The organism is Achromobacter sp. GQ309, assembly GCF_059759315.1.
On sequence record NZ_JCAXDP010000012.1, the window covers coordinates 68,543 to 84,819 of the forward strand.

Consider the following 16,277-nt stretch of genomic DNA (forward strand, 5'->3'; position numbering starts at 1 on the left):
CCGGCACAGCACTTGCTGCCTACACCAAGCGGGCGGGCGACGGCGCGCGTTTCAACGTTTGAGCGCGAGTCCGGCCTGCTTGTTTCGCAACTTGCAACGGGAGAGACGATATGAGTAGAGACCCGAGGAACACGTCGAACTATCGCGGCGACCGGGAACCGTGGCAGGACCCCGCGCCGTCATACGGTTACCAGGGCGAAGGCACGCGACAAGGCGGCACGCGCGAGACCCGGGAACCGGTGCGCAGCCGCAGTGCTGATCCCGGCCAAAGCAGCTATGGCGGGTTTTCGAATGAAGATCCCTCGTTCCAGCGTCAACAGGTCTATGAGGGTCAGGGCCGCGGCCGTGGCGGTGATGATCGCGGATACGACCCGCAAGGAAATAGATATGGCGATCAAGGCCGCGGGGCCGGCGGCCAGGGACGCTTCCAGAGCGGCCGCGACCGTGCCTATGGCGGCCGGGATCAGGCCTACGACGGTCCGACGTCGTTCGGCGATGACGAAGGCGGCTACTACGGCGACCGCCCCGCGTGGCGCGAGGAATCCATGTCGTTCGAAACCGCTGAGCGCGGCGGCTACAACCGCGGTCCGACCGCGTGGCGGGACCGCGCATCGCGCCGGACCGATCCCAAGGGCTACATCCGTTCGGACGATCGCATCCGCGAGAACGTTTGCGAAGCGCTGGCCCATAGCGGCCTGGACGTGAGTGACGTCTCGGTCGCGGTCCTGGACGGCCATGTCGTGCTGGAGGGCACTGTTCCCAACCGGCGCACCAAACATTACGTCGAGGATTGCACGGTCGAGTGCGCGGGCGTCAACGATGTCGAGAACCGGATCCGCGTTGGAGCCGCGGGAGGCTTGAATCCAGGCGCGAGCAGCTCGGGCGCCGGCAGCACCGGCGGTGTCGATGACGTCGGCACCGCGAAGGAATGACTGGTCTCCATGTACGTACCACGTTGACCCTGATGAAAGGAGCACACGATGACCAAACACAAGGACAGCACGCACGAAACGGACGCGCCCGACCGCAGCCAGGACGACACGCCCCGCGAGTCTCAGGCGAGTCACGGCGACACGCAGAACCGCACGAAGAAGGAGGGCCATACCACGCAGATCGGCACTGGCCAGGACCAGCAGAGCCAGCGCAACCGCGGTCAGGGCGCCCGGTCCAAGCCGTGATCCCGGTGCGCAGGTTGTACAGGGACCGTAGCCGATGACGCTTGACGCGTTGTGGGACTTTCTGCAGTGGCCAGCCATGGCGGCGTCGCTTGCCGCCGCCTGGCTGGTCGCGTCGCGTAGCGCCGGGCGCCGCCACTCGGGCTTCTGGATCTTCCTCGCCAGCAACGTACTGTGGGTGGCGTGGGGCCTGCACGATGACGCGTGGGCGCTTATTGCACTGCAACTGGGATTGGCTGTCATGAACGTGCGCGGGGTTCTGAAAAACGATTCGTAGGACTCCTGTCCGCGCGGGCAAAGGCCTATACTTTTCCCCAACGCACGCTCCGGCGCACGGCACAGGGCGTCTGCCGCCTTCCCCCCGCGCGGCGTTCGCCGGGCATTCATGTGCACAGGGTCATGGCCCCTTTTTCAAGGAGGCAACTCCCATGTCGCGCCCCAGCAGATAGACGGCTTGCTTTAGACGCTGTTTGTAAATGCATCGCCTTCGAGGAGATGTGTGATGAACAAACTGTCCAGCAGCACCTTGGAAGATCTGCGCGCCGCGGTCCGGGGCCAGATCCTGTCCGCCGGCGATGCCGGCTACGACGACGCCCGCAAGATCTGGAACGCCACGGTGGACCGGCGGCCCGCCGTCATTGCGCGATGCGCGGGTCCCGCCGACGTGCGCCGCGCCGTGGATTACGCGCGAGAGAATCAGTTGGTGGTTTCCGTGCGCGGCGGCGGCCACAACATCGCGGGCACCGCCGTCTGCGATGACGGCATGATGATCGATCTGTCACCCATGAAATCGGTACGCATCGATCCCGTGCGAGCTCGGGCCTTCGTGGAACCCGGCGCCACCTTGTCCGACCTCGATCACGAAGCGCAGGCGTTCGGCCTCGCCGTTCCCCTGGGCATCAACTCTACGACCGGCGTAGCCGGCTTGACGTTGGGAGGCGGTTTCGGGTGGCTTACGCGCCGGTTCGGCATGACCGTCGACAATCTGGTGTCTGCCGACGTCGTCACGGCCGACGGCCAATTGCTGCACGCCAGCGACTCGGAAAACCCGGACCTGTTCTGGGCGCTTCGCGGCGGCGGCGGTAATTTTGGCGTGGTCACGATGTTCGAGTTTCAGCTTCATCCGGTGGGGCCGGAGGTCTACGGCGGACTGGTGGTGATCCCGCTCGAACAGGCGCGCGACGCGCTGGCGCGATACCGCGATGCGTTGCCGTCCATGCCTCAGGAGCTGACCGTTTGGGCGGTGCTGCGCCAGGCGCCGCCGCTGCCTTTCCTGCCGGCATCCGTGCACGGCAAGCCCATCATCGCCTTTGCGTCGTGCTACACGGGCGGCGTGGACAAGGGGCCGGATGTCCTGCAAGTGGTGCGTGGTCTGGGCGAACCCTACGGCGAACACCTTGGGCCGATGCCGTACGCGGCCTGGCAGAAGGCGTTCGATCCATTGCTGACGCCCGGCGCGCGCAACTACTGGAAGTCTCACAACATCGGGGAGCTGGAAGACGGCCTGATCGACGCCGTCGTGTCGGCGGTACAGAACGTGCCGTCGCCGCAATGCGAGATCTTCTTTGGTCACATTGCCGGCGCGGCGATGCAGGTGCCGGTGTCGGCCACCGCGTATCCGCACCGGGCGGCGCAATTCGCCATGAACGTGCACGGACGTTGGGACGATCCACAGGACGATGCCCGGTGCATCGCCTGGGCGCGCGATATTTTCAAGGCGACTGAGCCCTGGTCGCAAGGCGGCGTGTATGTGAACTTCCTGACGCAGGACGAAACCGCACGGGTGGGAGCGGCCTATGGCGAGAACTTCGACCGGCTGGTGCAAGTGAAGACCCGCTACGATCCGCACAATCTGTTTCGGCATAACCAGAACATCAAGCCGGCCGCGGCTTGATGTCGTGGAGCGATGCGTCAGCTGGGCCGGCGGGAGGTTGCATGGGACCGGCCCCGCTGCTTGCGCCGCCAGATCAGGACGCCGGTTACGGACAGCATGACCACGACCAGCCCGAGCACGCACGCAAAGATCCGATAGGGCAATCCGAACACGTGCGCCATGTGCAGCGCACCCAGCCAATTACTGAACGTGTCTCCCCACGCGCCCCGCGTGGGGAGATACATGCCACGTCGGTCGCCCGTGTTGGCGTCGATCAGGATGGCGGTGTTGCCCACGTGGCGGCGCAGGTCGGCATCGCTGTGGACCAGGTACGCGTACACGCCGCGCCGCCGGTCCAGCATCAAAGATTCTTCGCTGTCCACCGTAAAGCCGCGCTCTCGCGCCAGTTCATCCATTGCACGGCGTGCGGCCTGCAGGGCGTTGGGACCGTTCAGGGCCGGTGAGTCGAGGGGCCGCGGCAGGACGGCGGCGCCGCGCCAGGACGTGTCGAAGGGCATGATGATCGACATGACCGGCTGGTAGACCTGAGCCCGCAGGTTGAACATGACGCTGGACCACGCGTATATCAGCAGCATTGCCCACAACCAGAGACTGAACGCGCGGTGCAGGTCCAGCGTGTATCGCGTCGCCGAGGCGCCTTGCTTGATCAGCCAGGCTGGCCGCCACGCGCGCCAGAATCCGTTGCGTCTGGCTCCGTTGGCGGGCAGGGTCAGGTAGAAGCCGACGAAGCAGTCCAGCGTCCAGATGAGGGCGATCACGCCATACAGCAGCCGGCCCCAGATGCCGGGTAACGTCAGATCCAGGTGCAGGCGGTAGATGAAGGGCAGCAGGTTCTCACGCGCGAGCGATACCGTGCCCTCATTACGCCAGCCCAACACTTTGCCGCTGTACGGATCGGCGAATGCATGCGTGGCAGGCAGCGGCAGCGCGCGGCCGGTGGCGGCATCCGTCCGCGGCGCCAGCCGGAACACCACGGCCCGGTCCGATTCGCGCCGCAGCGGCACCTGTTGAACACTGGCCCACGGCAACTGCGCGGCAACGGCGTCGCGCAGTACAAAGGGATCCAGCGGGACGCGTCCCTCGGCAGGTGCGAGGAACAGATGCGGGTTCAGCCAGGCATCCAGGTCTTCCTTGAATGCCAGAATGCTGCCCGTCAGGCCGGCCACGCACAGGAACAGGGCCGTGGCCAGCCCCGCCCACCGGTGCACGCGGACCCAGAATGGGCGCGCAGCGCTCGCCATGGTGCGCTCAGTATTTGGCGCGCAGCGTCAGCATGAAGGCCTGCGGTTCGCCAAAGATGTTCTGCGAACGCGGCGAGCTGATGGTCGCGTAGTACTTGCGGTCGAACAGGTTGGTGACGTTGAGCGCCAGATCCACGTGGCGGTTGATCTCGTAGCCGATCTTCATGTCCACCGTCGCGTAGCCGCCTTGCTCCAGGCGTGCGCCGTTGTACTGCGGAAAGGCCACATAGGTGCCGCTCTGCACGTTGACGCCGCCGCCGATGGTCCAGCGATTCGCATCGCCGGGCAGCCGGTAATCGGTCCAGACCCGCAGCAGGTGGCGCGGCGCCACCGCAGTCACGTTGGAGTCGTACGAAGCGCTTTGATCCACCCGCGTCTGCAGCCACGTGTAGCCGGCATAGATGTTCCAGCCAGGCTGGACCTCGCCGTTGACCTGCAGCTCGAAGCCGCGGTTGCGGGTCTTGCCGTTGGCCGTATAGACGGTGGTGGAATCCGGCGAGAGCGTGGCGCGGTTCTCATCGCGGATCTCAAAGACCGCAAACGAGGCATTGAGCGCGCCGTCCAGGTATTCGCCCTTGATGCCGGCCTCGATCTGCTTGCCTTCCAGCGGCTTGAGCATGCTGCCGTCCGCCGTGGTAAAGCCATTCTGCGGCAGGAAGATTTCGGAGTAGCTCGTGTAGACCGAATACGTGTCGTTCAGGTCGTAGATCAACCCCACGTTGGGCGTGAACTTGCCATCGAACTTTGCGTCCTGCGACTTTTCGCCGGCCAGGGTGCGCTGCGTGGAGGTCAGGTCCCACCAACTGAAGCGGCCGCCAGCCACCAACGTGAGCGGATCGGCCAGCCGCAGGCGCAGGTTGCTGTACAAGCCCCATTGCCTGGTACGCGCGTGATTGCCGTTGTTGAAGGCGTAGTCCAGGCGGTCGAAGTCCGAGCGCGGGTTTGTGATGTCGATCAGCGGCGCCCAGTTCGGTGTCGGGTAGTTCCATTCATTGTCAAAGCGCGAGTCGGTGTAGTTGGCGCCCAGCGTCAGGTTGTGCTGGCGGCCAAACAACTGGAACGGGCCGTCGGCGTAGGCATCGTAGGACGTCTGCGTCTGGCGTGTGGGACCCTTGGCCGACAGCAGCTGGATCAGGTTGTTCGACGTGTTGGCCGGGCCCCATCCATACGCCTGCTCACGATCGAGCTTGTTCTCTGCATAGCGGCCGGACAGCTTCGCCGTCCAGCCGTTGTCCAGACGGTGCTCCACATCGGCGAACGCTTCGGTGGATGTGAACTGGTCGCGGTTCCAGTCGGCGCCGATGAAGGTCGAGCGCTTGATGTCGGCCAGGGAAAAATGGGGCTGACCGCCGGGGACGGCGGTCATGGTGGCTGGAAGCGACCACATCGACGCATGGATGTCGCGCTCCTGTCGCCCGCCGCCCACCGTCAGCGTGGTGCGCGGCGTGAAATCATAGGCCAGCGCGCCGTACAGCACGGAATGCTGCTCGTTGGTCTTGTCATAGAAGAAGCGGCGGTCCTGGTACACGCCCACCAGCCGCCCGCGCAGCGAGCCGTCTTCATTCAGGCCGCCGGTCAGATCGACCTGCGATCGGTAGTTGTCCCACGACCCCGCCGAGACGCTGCCTTCGAAGCCGAAGTCCTTTTGCGGGCGTTTGTGCACCAGGTTGATCGCACCGCCCAGTCCGCCCGCGCCGTTGTACAGCCCGGCCGGTCCTTTCAGGACTTCGACGCGATCGTAGATGGCCAGATCGGTGGACGACAACATGCGCCAGTCGTATTGCGTGGGAATGCCGTCGACCTGGTACGACGTCATGTCAAAGCCGCGCGAATGGAAGATCGAGCGGCTGTTGTCGCGCCGTTCCACCGTGACGCCTGCCGTGTTGCGCATCGCGTCGTCCAGTGTCTGCATGGCCTGCTGCCGCATGCGTTCCTGGGTGACCACGCTGATCGACTGCGGACTCTGGCGCTGCGTGAGTGGCGTTTTTGAACCCACGGTCGTGGGCGGGTTATAGCGCTCGGCGGCCGATTCGCCCGTCACCGTCACCGGCGCCAGTGTGCTGACTGACGGGGCGGCCGGGCGGATGACGAAATGGCGTTCGCCGGTCTGTTCCGCGATCAGGCCGCTGCCGGCGAGCAACGCCGCAAAGCCTTCTCCCGCGGCATAGTTTCCGCGCAACGCGGGCGCCTGGCGGCCCGCCGTGAAGGCGGGATCGAACGACAGCGTGACGCGCTGCGAGGCGGCGTACTGGTTCAACGCGGACTCGAGCGGCGCGGCGGCCTGTTCGACCGTCATTCGGGTGGATTGGGCATGCGCGGCGGGGGCAAGCGCCAGCGCGGCGCACAGCGGCAGCAGACGGAAAAAGCGTGGGGGCGTGACGCGGGCAGGGCGGGACATGACGTAGGCGATCCTGGTTCAAACGATGGGTGTCATTCCCTATGTCGAACGAGGAAGCCAAAACCCGTAAAGCGGGAGGCCAGAAACTTGTAACGGCATTCAGGCGGGCAGCACGCGGGTCCAGACGCCGCCGTAACGCTGGATCCGCGTGGGCAGCGCGCGGGCCAGCGTGTCCAGCGCGCCCGGCAAGTCATCCAGCAGGAATACGCCCGAGACGCGCAGGTCGGCCACGGCGGGGTCACAGCTGATCCAGCCGCGTTGATAGCGGGACAACTCCTGCAGAAAGTCCGCCAGCCGCATGCCGCGCACCGTCAGCACGCCGTCGGCCCAGCCGCCGGTGTCGAACGCCGCCGCAGGTTCGCGCCGTGCGTCGCGCTCGCTCACGCGATAGCGGCCGCCGGGTTCGGCCAGCGTGTCGGGGCCGCGCACCGGTGCAATGCGCAGGTTCCCGCGTTGCAGGTCCAGCAGCGTTGCGTCCTCGATCTGGCGCAGCAGGAAGCGCGCCTGTGTCGCGGTGAAGCATGCCTGGCGCGTGCGCACTTCCCAAGGCGCGTCCGTCGTTCCGGTGTCCATGCGCAATTCACCGGCCAGCAGGGTCAGGCGTCGCCCGCCGGGGTCGGTCCGCACCGCGCTGCCGGTGTTCAACCACAGTTCGGCGCCGCCGGCCAGCGCGAAGCGTCGCTGCTCTCCGACGCCGCTGCGGAAATCGGCGGTCATGCGCTCCCAGGCGCCGTCGCGCCATGCCAGGGTTGCGCCGGCGCCTACCGTGCCCAAGGCCAGCATCGCGAGCACGCGGCGGCGGCCTCTGGATGGCGCCGCGCGCAAGGCCGACGCCGCAGCGGACCCGGACACCGCGCGCAGATCCGTCTCGATCGCCTGCAATTGGCGCCAGACGCGTTCGTGCTCGGCATCGGCCTCGCGCCAGCGGCGGCAGGCCTCGTGCTCGGCCGCGTCGGCGTGGCCGGAGTTCAGGCGCACGGCAAAGGAAATGGCGCGTTCCAGCACCACCGCGCGATCAGCCATAGCGCAGCTCGTAGCAATGACGGATGGCGGCGGCCATGTATTTTTCGACCGAACTGAGCGACACGCGCAGCGTCGCCGCAATGTCGGGATAGCTCATGCCGTCCAGCCGCGACATCAGGAATGCGGCCTTCGCCTTGGCGTTCAAGCCGTCGAGCATCCGGTCGATGCGCACGAGGGTCTCGAGCAGCAGCGCGCGGGTTTCGGGAGAGGGCGCCTGGGCTTCAGGCAGGAGGGCGAGTTCGTCGAGATAGGCGCGCTCCAGCTTGCGCCGGCGGATGTGGTCGACGGCTAGGCCGTGCGCCAGCGTCGTCAGGTAGGCGCGCGGTTCCTGCAGTCCGCGGGCGCGCTCCGGCGCTGCCAGCAGGCGATGGAAGGTGTCCTGCGCGATATCGGCGGCGTCAAAGCCGCAGCCCAGTTTTCTGCGCAGCCAGTTCACCAGCCAGCGGTGGTGGTCCACATAAAGTGCGCGCACATGATGGTGATCCGGCGCCAGGCAGCGAGTCATGGAAGGCGGAGAAAGGGGAGACGTTGAAATCCCGGCCCGAGAAAGTCGAGATTGAGAATGGTTCTTATTGTATCAGCGGAGGCGCTTTGGCGGCGAATGGCACTCCGTCGGTTCGGCCGGCTTTCTTTTTCGTTGAAAAGATCGATCAAGCCCGGAAACGGCGGGTTTATTCGGCTTTACGAAGGCATACCGTCCCTATAATTTAAAAGTTACTAGAATTTTCAAATTGGGCGTTTATTGCCGCTTATGTCGCAAATTATTGCAATAAACCCGATCAAATCGCTGTGAACGCGTCTGTTTGCTCAACCCCTGAACTTGTGCCGGCGTTGTTACACGCGGCATGAAGGAAGGGGCACACCGGCGCCCCTCGTACGTCCCACGCATTTCCATTTTCAGTAATCGGCTTGGCCTGTCGCTGTCCATGCGGTCCTGCCCTCCAAGAGATCCTCATGAATCACCTGTATCGCGTCGTGTTCAACGCTGCCACCGGAGTGTGGCAGGCCGTCAGTGAAATCGCCCGTGGACCTGCCAAGAGCAGCAGTCCCGCTCGACGCGCGCGCCGCGCGGCCTACGCCTTAAGCGCTGTGCTGGCATTACCGGCGGGCGCGTATGCGCAGCAGCAGTGGGATGGCGGCAGCACGGTGGCCAATGGCGTGGTTGACGGCGGGGCGGGTGTGTGGGACGTGCAGGCCAGCAACTGGACGACGGTGGATGGGTCCGCCAATCAGATCTGGAATAGCGGCACGGCCGTTTTTTCCGGACCCGCGGGGGTGGTAGCGGTCAACGGCAACATCGGCGTCTCGGGCCTCGATATCAAGACGGATGGCTATCGCCTGGTGGGCGGGTCGGGCAGTCGGCTGACGCTGGTGAACAGTCTGGACGGCTACACGGCCATCCACACCGACAGCGGCGTCTCCGCCGCATTGGACGTGGAACTGAGCGGCGCCGGCCAGCTGAACAAACAGGGCAGCGGCACGCTGGTGCTTGGAGGCGTCAACAGCTACACCGGCGGCACCGCGTTGTCCGCCGGCACGTTGATCGTGGATAACGACGCGGCGATCGGCTCGGGCGACCTCACGTTGCAGGGCAATACCCAGCTGGATTCGACGCGAAGTGTCACGCTATACAACGGCGTTCATCTGCAAGGTCAATCGATCGTGGCGTCGACAGGCGACCTGACCTTGGCCGGCACGGTGAATGGCGCAGGTTCGCTGATCAAGAACGGCAGCGGCCGATTGACGCTATATGGCGCCAACAGCTACGCGGGCGGAACCACGTTGAATGGCGGTACGTTGCGCGTGGGTCACGGCAGCGCGTTGGGCTTCGACGCCCTGACCGTTGCTGGGTCGGGGACGATCGAGGCGATGCCGGGCGGCGTCACCTTGTCCAACGCCGTGGCGCTAAACGGTGCGCTGACGGTTGCCGGCGCCGACTCCCTTCGGTTGAACGGGGAGGTCTCCGGCGCGGGCAACCTGATCAAGACCGGTAGCGGCACGCTGACGCTGAACGGCGCTAACGGCACCTTCTCCGGCGGAACAACACTTCAGCAAGGCGCGTTGGTATTGGGATCCGGTGGATCACTCGGCACCGGTCAACTGCTGGTGGATGGCAAGGGCTCTTTGCTACTCCCCAATGGTGCGACCCTGTCCAACGCTTTGCGAATCGATGGCGAACTCACACTGCAGACGGATCACACTACCCTCTTGATCGGACCTGTCACCGGCAATGGCAAGCTGGTCAAGACGGGCGTTGATGAGTTGATCACAATGGGGAGCAAAACCTTTACTGGCGAACTGGAGATCGCTGGGGGCATTGTGACCACGCTGGTCCCCGACGCATTGGGCAATCCGTCCAACGTGACGGTAGGGGCTGGGACGACGCTCAACATCAATGGCAATTCGTACTTCGGCGGACTTACCGGCGCGGGGACCACCAACATAGGCATACACAGCACGCTTTCGGTGGGCAATAACGAAACCTATGGTGAGTACAGCGGTGGTGTGACGGGCCAAGGCATGCTGAACAAGGTCGGCACCGGTACGCTCAGACTGACCGGAACGAGGACCAGCGACGGCACAACGATCGTCAGCGGCGGGACGCTGCTCGTGGACGGCAGCATCACCTCCACTGGCGGCGTGTCGGTTGAAACCGGCGCAACCCTTGGTGGGACTGGAAACATCTCCGGTATGACCACGGTCAACAACAACGCGCACCTGGCCGGCGCCAGCGGGCAGACTCTCACATTCAACCAGTTGACGTTCAGCCAGGATTCGAACATCGACGTCAAGCTGGGCTCGCCGTTCACGGGCAATGTTCCGTTGTTCAAGGTCGACGGCAACCTGATTCTGGATGGAAAACTGAACGTCGTGGATGGCGGCGCGATGGGCAATGGCGTCTATCGCCTGTTCGACTACGCCAGCAGTCTGGTCAACAACTTCGCCGAGTTCGGCACGTTGCCCCTGAACACGTCGCCGACCGACTTGACGATACAGACTGCATTCCCGGGCCAAGTCAACCTGGTGGTCAGTTCGCCCAATCTCACCCTGCAGTTCTGGGATGGCTGGGATCAGATTGCAGACGGCGTTGTGGCAGGCGGTACTGGCGTTTGGACCAATGCGTCGACCAATTGGACCGACTTCAGTGGCAACACGAATACGGGTTGGCAGCAGCAGTTCGCGGTGTTCATGGGAAGTGCTGGCACGGTGATGGTGGATGGCACCCACACCGTCGAGGGCATGCAGTTCATGACGGACGGCTATCAACTCATCCCTTATGGCGGCGCTTCGCTGAACGCTGTCAATGGCAGCACCGGAACGTTTGCCGTACGCGTCGATCCCAACGTCACTGCAACGTTGGATCTGCCTATCGACGGGACCGCCACGCTGCAGAAACTCGATTTCGGCACGTTGGTGCTGAACGGCGCCAACGCCTACACGGGCGGCACGAAGCTTACCGGTGGCACGCTGGTGCTGGGCAATGACACAGCGCTGGGCATGGGTGAATTGCGCGTTGCCGCCGGCACGGTGCTGGATAGCAACCAGGCTGTCGCGCCGGCGAACGACATCATCCTGGATGGCCAGCTTACGCTGCCCGGTTCCAACGACATGTCGCTGACCGGCAACATCAGCGGCAGCGGCGGACTGCTCAAGGGCGGCGCCTCGACGCTGACGCTGGCAGGCGTGAACAGTTTCATCGGCCCGGTGGCGCTCAATGCGGGCACCTTTCAACTCGCCTCGGCGAGCGCGTTGGGCAGCAGCGCGGTCAGCGCCGCCAATGGCACGCGTCTTACCGTCACGCACGCAATGACGCTGGGCAACCAGATCTCGATCGACGGCTTTTTCGACGTGGCCGGCGCCGGTCCGCTGACCTTGAACGGCGGGATCCAGGGGGCGGGCATGCTGATCAAGCGCGACGCGGCAGACGTGACCCTGAACGGCGTAAATACGTACGCCGGCGGCACGCTGCTGAACGCCGGCAAGCTCGTGTTGGGCAATGATGCGGCACTGGGCTCGGGGACGTTGACGGTTGCGCAAGCGCCCGGCATTCTCTCGACCGGTTCTGCCGTGACCCTTGCCAATCGCGTGGCGTTGAATGCGCCGCTTACGGTGGACAGCCCCAACGACCTCACGCTGAATGGCCAAGTCAGCGGCACGGCGGGCCTCGTCAAGCAGGGGGCGGGGACACTGACCTTGAACAGCTTCAACACCACGTATACCGGCCCGGTCACGCTGGCCGGCGGCAGTCTGGCGTTGAGCAACCCCTATGCAATGGGCACCGGATCCCTCACCGCGCTGGGCGCGTCGCAACTGATTGCATCGCGGCTGCTCACGCTGGGCAATACGGTCGACGTCATCGGCGATCTTTCTGTCGCGGGCGCCGATGCGCTGACGCTGACGGGTGAAGTGAAGGGCGCCGGGACGCTGAACAAGACGGGCGCTGGCACGCTGACGCTGAGCGGCGACAACACCTTCGGTGGCCAGATCAACGTACAGCAGGGAACGCTTGTCGGCTTTGGCGATGCGTCGCTGGGGCAAGGCGCGGCAAGCCTGTCGCTGTCCGCGGGCGCCAATGCCGTCCTGAGTGGCTCTGCTGCCCTGGCCGGCCTGCACGGCGCGGGTAGCCTGACGCTCGGCGCGGGCAACACCCTGAACGTGGGCGGCAGCGGCTTGAACAACGTCTTCGCGGGCCAATTGAGCGGTGCCGGCGCGCTTGCCAAGTCGGGCGCCGGCAACCTGACTCTGTCGGGCGCAAACACCCTGAGCGGCGCGGCCACGGTGGGCGCCGGCAGCCTGACCGTGGATGGCTCGCTGACCAGCACGACCGTTCAGGTCAAGAACGGCGCAACGTTGGCCGGCAACGGCAGCCTTGCCGGCCAGGTGACGGTGGCCAATGGCGGCCATCTGGCGCTGGCAAGCGGCCAAACGCTGACGATGGGGGGGCTTACGCTGCAGAACGGGTCGAACCTCGACGTGGCCCTGGGGGCGGCGGTTCAGAACGCGAATGCGGTGCTTCAGGTCAACGGCGACCTGACGCTTGCCGGCACGCTGAACGTCAGCGATATCGGCGGTTTCGGCTCCGGTCTCTATCGACTGATCAATTACACGGGAATGTTGACCAACAATGGTCTGCTCATCGGAGCGACGCCGGTGGGCACGGACGCGCTGACCTTGCAGTTTGCGCAGGGTAATCAAGTCAACGCGGTGGTGGCCGCGCCGGGCACCCGCGTGCAGTTCTGGGACGGCGCGCAAGCCGCGCCCAACGGAATTGTCGACGGCGGCAGCGGGACGTGGGCAAGCGCCACCAACTGGACCGACGGCAGCGGCGCTGCCAACGGGGCCTGGACCCAGGGCTTTGCCGTGTTCCAGGGCACCCCCGGCACGGTCACCGTGCAAGGGACGCAGAACCTGACCGGCATGCAGTTCGTGTCCGACGGCTACCAGCTGACCGGTTCCACGGGCGCGCTCAACCTCGTCAACGGCGCGTCGGGCGAGGCGTCGTTCCGGGTCGATCCCAACGTGACCGCAACGCTGGATGTCGCGCTGACCGGCAGTGGGACGTTGGGCAAGATCGACAGCGGCACCCTGGTCCTGAATGGCGCCAACAGCTACACCGGCGGCACCTCGCTCAATGGCGGCACCCTTGTCGTGGGCAACGATCTGGCGCTGGGCACGGGTGCGCTGATCGCTGCGGAAGGCGTCACGCTGGACAGCAACACCGCCGTGTCGTTGAACAATGGCGTCGTCCTGAATGGCGCCCTGCAGGTTGCGGGCACCAATGCGCTGACGCTCAACGGCGCGATCTCCGGTGCGGGCAGTCTGGTCAAGTCCGGGCCGGCCACGCTGAGCCTGAACCATGCCAACGACTACAGCGGCGGCACGCTGCTGCAGGCGGGTGGATTGAATGTCGGAAGCGGTACGGCCCTGGGCAGCGGCACGCTGCAGGTCGCGGGAACGGGCACGCTTGAAGCGAGCCAGCCGCTGGCGTTGGGCAACCAGATCCTGCTCGATGCGGGCTTGACGGTGCAGGGCAGCAACGCCCTGACGCTCAATGGAAACATCGCCGGGGTTGGCAGCCTGAAAAAGAGCGGTGCCGGCACGCTGACGCTGAACGGCGTCAACAGCCATACGGGCGGCACGCAGGTCTCTGCCGGCACGCTCGCGCTGGGCGCGAACGGCAGCTTCAGCGGGGCGGGCGGCGTCAACATCGCCAGCGGCGCAACCTTGGACCTGTCCGCCGCCACGGGTACGCAGGTGCTGGGCCGGCTTGCAGGCAGCGGCGCGCTGAAGCTGGGCGCCGGCGCCACTCAGGTGGGCGACGCCACCGACAGCAACTTTGCCGGATCCATCAGCGGCGCCGGCATGTTCGTCAAGCAGGGCGCCGGCACCACCACCCTGTCGGGCAGCAACAGCTACACCGGCGGCACGCTGGTGGCGGCCGGCACGCTGCAGATGGGCGCCGCGTCGGCCGTCGTGCAGAACACCGCCTATGAGGTGCTGTCAGGTGCGACGCTGGACCTGAACGGATACGCCTTGCAAGCAAGCAGCCTGACGGGCCTGGGCAACGTCGCGCTGGGCAACTCCAACCTGACCATCAACACGGCAGCGGGCACGATCTCCAGCTATGCAGGATCCGTGGCGGGCAGTGGGGACCTCATCAAGACCGGCACGGGCACCCTGGCCCTCAATGCCGCCAGCACCCTGACCGGTGACGTCCAGTTGAAGGAAGGCCGTATCGATCTGGGGCACGCGCTGGGCCTGGGCACGGGCACGCTGGTCATGGATGACGGCACGCTGCTCGGCCTGACCGCCAACGGCATGACGGTGGCCAACAACCTGCACATGTCGGGCACCAATGACCCTGTCCTGGACACCGGCGCCAACAATACGACGTGGGCGGGCGCGATCACGGGCGCGGGCTTGCTGACCAAAGCCGGCACGGGCACCCTCACGCTGACCAGCACCGCCAACACCTACACCGGCAACACGGATGTGGCCCAAGGCACGTTGAAGGCGGGCAGGGCAGGGGTGCTCAGCAGCGCATCCGCCTACAACGTCGCCACCGGCGCGACGCTGGACATGGCGGGCTACAGCCAGACTGTCGGCGCGCTGACCAATAGCGGGACCGTCAATCTGAGCGGCAGCACCCCTGGCGCGGTGCTCAAGGTCACGGGTCCGTACGTCGGCAGCAACGGCACGCTGGCAGTATCCACCGTACTGGCCGCGGACGGCAGCGTTACCGACAAGCTGCTTCTGAGCGGCCCGGCGGCGGTGGCCAGCGGCACCACGCAGGTTGCCATCACCAACGCGGGCGGCCTCGGTGCGCAGACCGGCGCGAACGGCATCGAAGTCGTCGGCACCGAAAACGGCGCCAGCCTCCAATCCGGCAGCTTCACGCTGGCCGGCGGTCATGTGGATGCGGGCGCCTACGAGTACCGCCTGATCCAGACGGCGCAAGGCGCGGCGCTGCATTCCGCCGCGCCGGCGCAAGAGCCGCAGCAACCGCAGCAGCCTCAACAACCGCAGCAGCCGGCCTATCGCGACGAAGTGCCGCTCCTGTCGGCGTTGCCCGAGCAATTGCGCGTGGCCGACATGGCGATGCTGGGCGACATGCGCCGCCGCGCGGGCGATGGCAGCGTGGACGACGGCCATCGCGCCTGGGGCCGTGTGCTGCGCATTGCGCCGACGATCTCGCAGCAGGGCACCGTCAATCCCGAAAGCACCGGCCACCTGACCGGCTTCCAGGCCGGCGTGGACGTTTACGCCCAGCGCAACTTCAATGCGGGCCTGTACGTGGGCCAGCTCGAGGGCGAGATGGACGTGCGCGGCTTTGCCAGTGGCATGGATCGCAAGTACGCGGGCTACAACAAGCTGCGCAATCGCTACCTGGGCATCTATGGCACCTGGCAGCACGATTCGGGCTTCTACGCCGACGCGGTGCTTCAGGGGGCGGACTACCGCAACAACCTGCGCACGGGCGACACCGGTGCCGGCGCGCGCACCAAAGGCCATGGCTGGCTCGCGTCACTGGAAGTCGGCAAGTCCTTCGATCTGGGCAATGACTGGAAGCTGGAGCCGCAGGCGCAGCTCACCTATCACAAGCTCAACCTCGACGACACCGACCTGAGCCTGGCCACGGTCAACAATGACGCGGACGATCAGTGGACCCTGCGGCTGGGCGCGCGCGTCCAAGGCAGCTTCAACGTCGGCGGCAGCGTGGTGCAGCCGTTTGGTCGCGTGAATCTCTATACGTCGTCCGGCACGACGGACGTCGCGCAATTTGCGACGTCCAGCGCGTCCACCGACATCCGTGCCAAGGGCGGTTCCACCTCCACCGAGCTGGCCACCGGCGCCCAGGTGCAATTGACCAAGCGCACCAGCCTGTACGGTGAAGTCGGCAAGTTGTGGGCCAACGGCGGCGACAGCCGTATCAAGAGCGGCGTGCAGGGATCGGTCGGCGTGCAGGTGCGCTGGTAATGGCTTCAAGCGCCGCGGCAGGTGCCGCGGCGCTTGACCGGCTTCAGCGAGTCCCGGCGTCGTCCGCC

General features: G+C 65.7%; 9 protein-coding genes. 5 read left to right on the forward strand and 4 right to left on the reverse strand.

Annotated features, from left to right (window positions below; all coding sequences use genetic code 11):
• The first annotated feature begins 110 nt into the window (after positions 1–110).
• The 4 genes from AC6CIE_RS27240 (at position 111) to AC6CIE_RS27255 (ending at position 3,069) form a co-directional block, all read left to right on the forward strand.
• A complete protein-coding gene (locus AC6CIE_RS27240) occupies positions 111–932 on the forward strand; it encodes a BON domain-containing protein (protein WP_481145034.1) in 822 nt (273 codons plus the stop codon).
• 48 nt (positions 933–980) lie between these two features.
• The gene (locus AC6CIE_RS27245) at positions 981–1,178 is read left to right on the forward strand and encodes a hypothetical protein (RefSeq protein WP_175125320.1); all 198 of its coding nucleotides are present in this window, start codon (positions 981–983) and stop codon (positions 1,176–1,178) included.
• 34 nt (positions 1,179–1,212) lie between these two features.
• Positions 1,213–1,452, forward strand: coding sequence for a hypothetical protein (locus AC6CIE_RS27250; RefSeq protein ID WP_498094868.1), 240 nt, complete (start codon positions 1,213–1,215; stop codon positions 1,450–1,452).
• A 225-nt stretch (positions 1,453–1,677) separates the two neighbouring features.
• Positions 1,678–3,069, forward strand: coding sequence for an FAD-binding oxidoreductase (locus AC6CIE_RS27255; RefSeq protein WP_498094870.1), 1,392 nt, complete (start codon positions 1,678–1,680; stop codon positions 3,067–3,069).
• Positions 3,070–3,086: 17 nt separating this feature from the next.
• On the opposite strand, the gene AC6CIE_RS27260 is transcribed toward AC6CIE_RS27255, so the two are convergent.
• The 4 genes from AC6CIE_RS27260 to AC6CIE_RS27275 form a co-directional block, all read right to left on the reverse strand.
• Positions 3,087–4,310, reverse strand: coding sequence for a PepSY-associated TM helix domain-containing protein (locus AC6CIE_RS27260; RefSeq protein ID WP_498094872.1), 1,224 nt, complete (start codon positions 4,308–4,310; stop codon positions 3,087–3,089).
• A 7-nt stretch (positions 4,311–4,317) separates the two neighbouring features.
• Positions 4,318–6,708 carry a TonB-dependent siderophore receptor gene (locus AC6CIE_RS27265; protein WP_498094874.1) on the reverse strand — a complete coding sequence of 797 codons (2,391 nt, stop codon included), beginning with the start codon at positions 6,706–6,708 and terminating at the stop codon, positions 4,318–4,320.
• A 99-nt stretch (positions 6,709–6,807) separates the two neighbouring features.
• Positions 6,808–7,731: a DUF4880 domain-containing protein gene (locus AC6CIE_RS27270; RefSeq protein WP_498094876.1), complete on the reverse strand. Its 924-nt coding sequence runs from the start codon at positions 7,729–7,731 to the stop codon at positions 6,808–6,810.
• A complete protein-coding gene (locus AC6CIE_RS27275) occupies positions 7,724–8,236 on the reverse strand; it encodes a sigma-70 family RNA polymerase sigma factor (RefSeq protein ID WP_452005374.1) in 513 nt (170 codons plus the stop codon). The genes AC6CIE_RS27270 and AC6CIE_RS27275 overlap by 8 nt, the downstream gene beginning before the upstream one ends.
• A 449-nt stretch (positions 8,237–8,685) precedes the next feature.
• Between AC6CIE_RS27275 and AC6CIE_RS27280 the strand changes: the two genes are divergently transcribed.
• Positions 8,686–16,209 (forward strand): autotransporter-associated beta strand repeat-containing protein, encoded by a 7,524-nt coding sequence (locus AC6CIE_RS27280; RefSeq protein WP_498094878.1) that lies wholly within the window; start codon positions 8,686–8,688, stop codon positions 16,207–16,209.
• Positions 16,210–16,277 lie beyond the last annotated feature (68 nt).

What these genes read in the sequence shown, in the direction of transcription:
- AC6CIE_RS27240 (WP_481145034.1), top strand. Translation starts at nt 111, where the DNA reads ATGAGTAGAGACCCGAGGAACACGTCGAACTATCGCGGCGACCGGGAA.
- AC6CIE_RS27245 (WP_175125320.1), top strand. Translation starts at nt 981, where the DNA reads ATGACCAAACACAAGGACAGCACGCACGAAACGGACGCGCCCGACCGC.
- AC6CIE_RS27250 (WP_498094868.1), top strand. Translation starts at nt 1,213, where the DNA reads ATGACGCTTGACGCGTTGTGGGACTTTCTGCAGTGGCCAGCCATGGCG.
- AC6CIE_RS27255 (WP_498094870.1), top strand. Translation starts at nt 1,678, where the DNA reads ATGAACAAACTGTCCAGCAGCACCTTGGAAGATCTGCGCGCCGCGGTC.
- AC6CIE_RS27260 (WP_498094872.1), bottom strand. Translation starts at nt 4,310, where the DNA reads ATGGCGAGCGCTGCGCGCCCATTCTGGGTCCGCGTGCACCGGTGGGCG.
- AC6CIE_RS27265 (WP_498094874.1), bottom strand. Translation starts at nt 6,708, where the DNA reads ATGTCCCGCCCTGCCCGCGTCACGCCCCCACGCTTTTTCCGTCTGCTG.
- AC6CIE_RS27270 (WP_498094876.1), bottom strand. Translation starts at nt 7,731, where the DNA reads ATGGCTGATCGCGCGGTGGTGCTGGAACGCGCCATTTCCTTTGCCGTG.
- AC6CIE_RS27275 (WP_452005374.1), bottom strand. Translation starts at nt 8,236, where the DNA reads ATGACTCGCTGCCTGGCGCCGGATCACCATCATGTGCGCGCACTTTAT.
- AC6CIE_RS27280 (WP_498094878.1), top strand. Translation starts at nt 8,686, where the DNA reads ATGAATCACCTGTATCGCGTCGTGTTCAACGCTGCCACCGGAGTGTGG.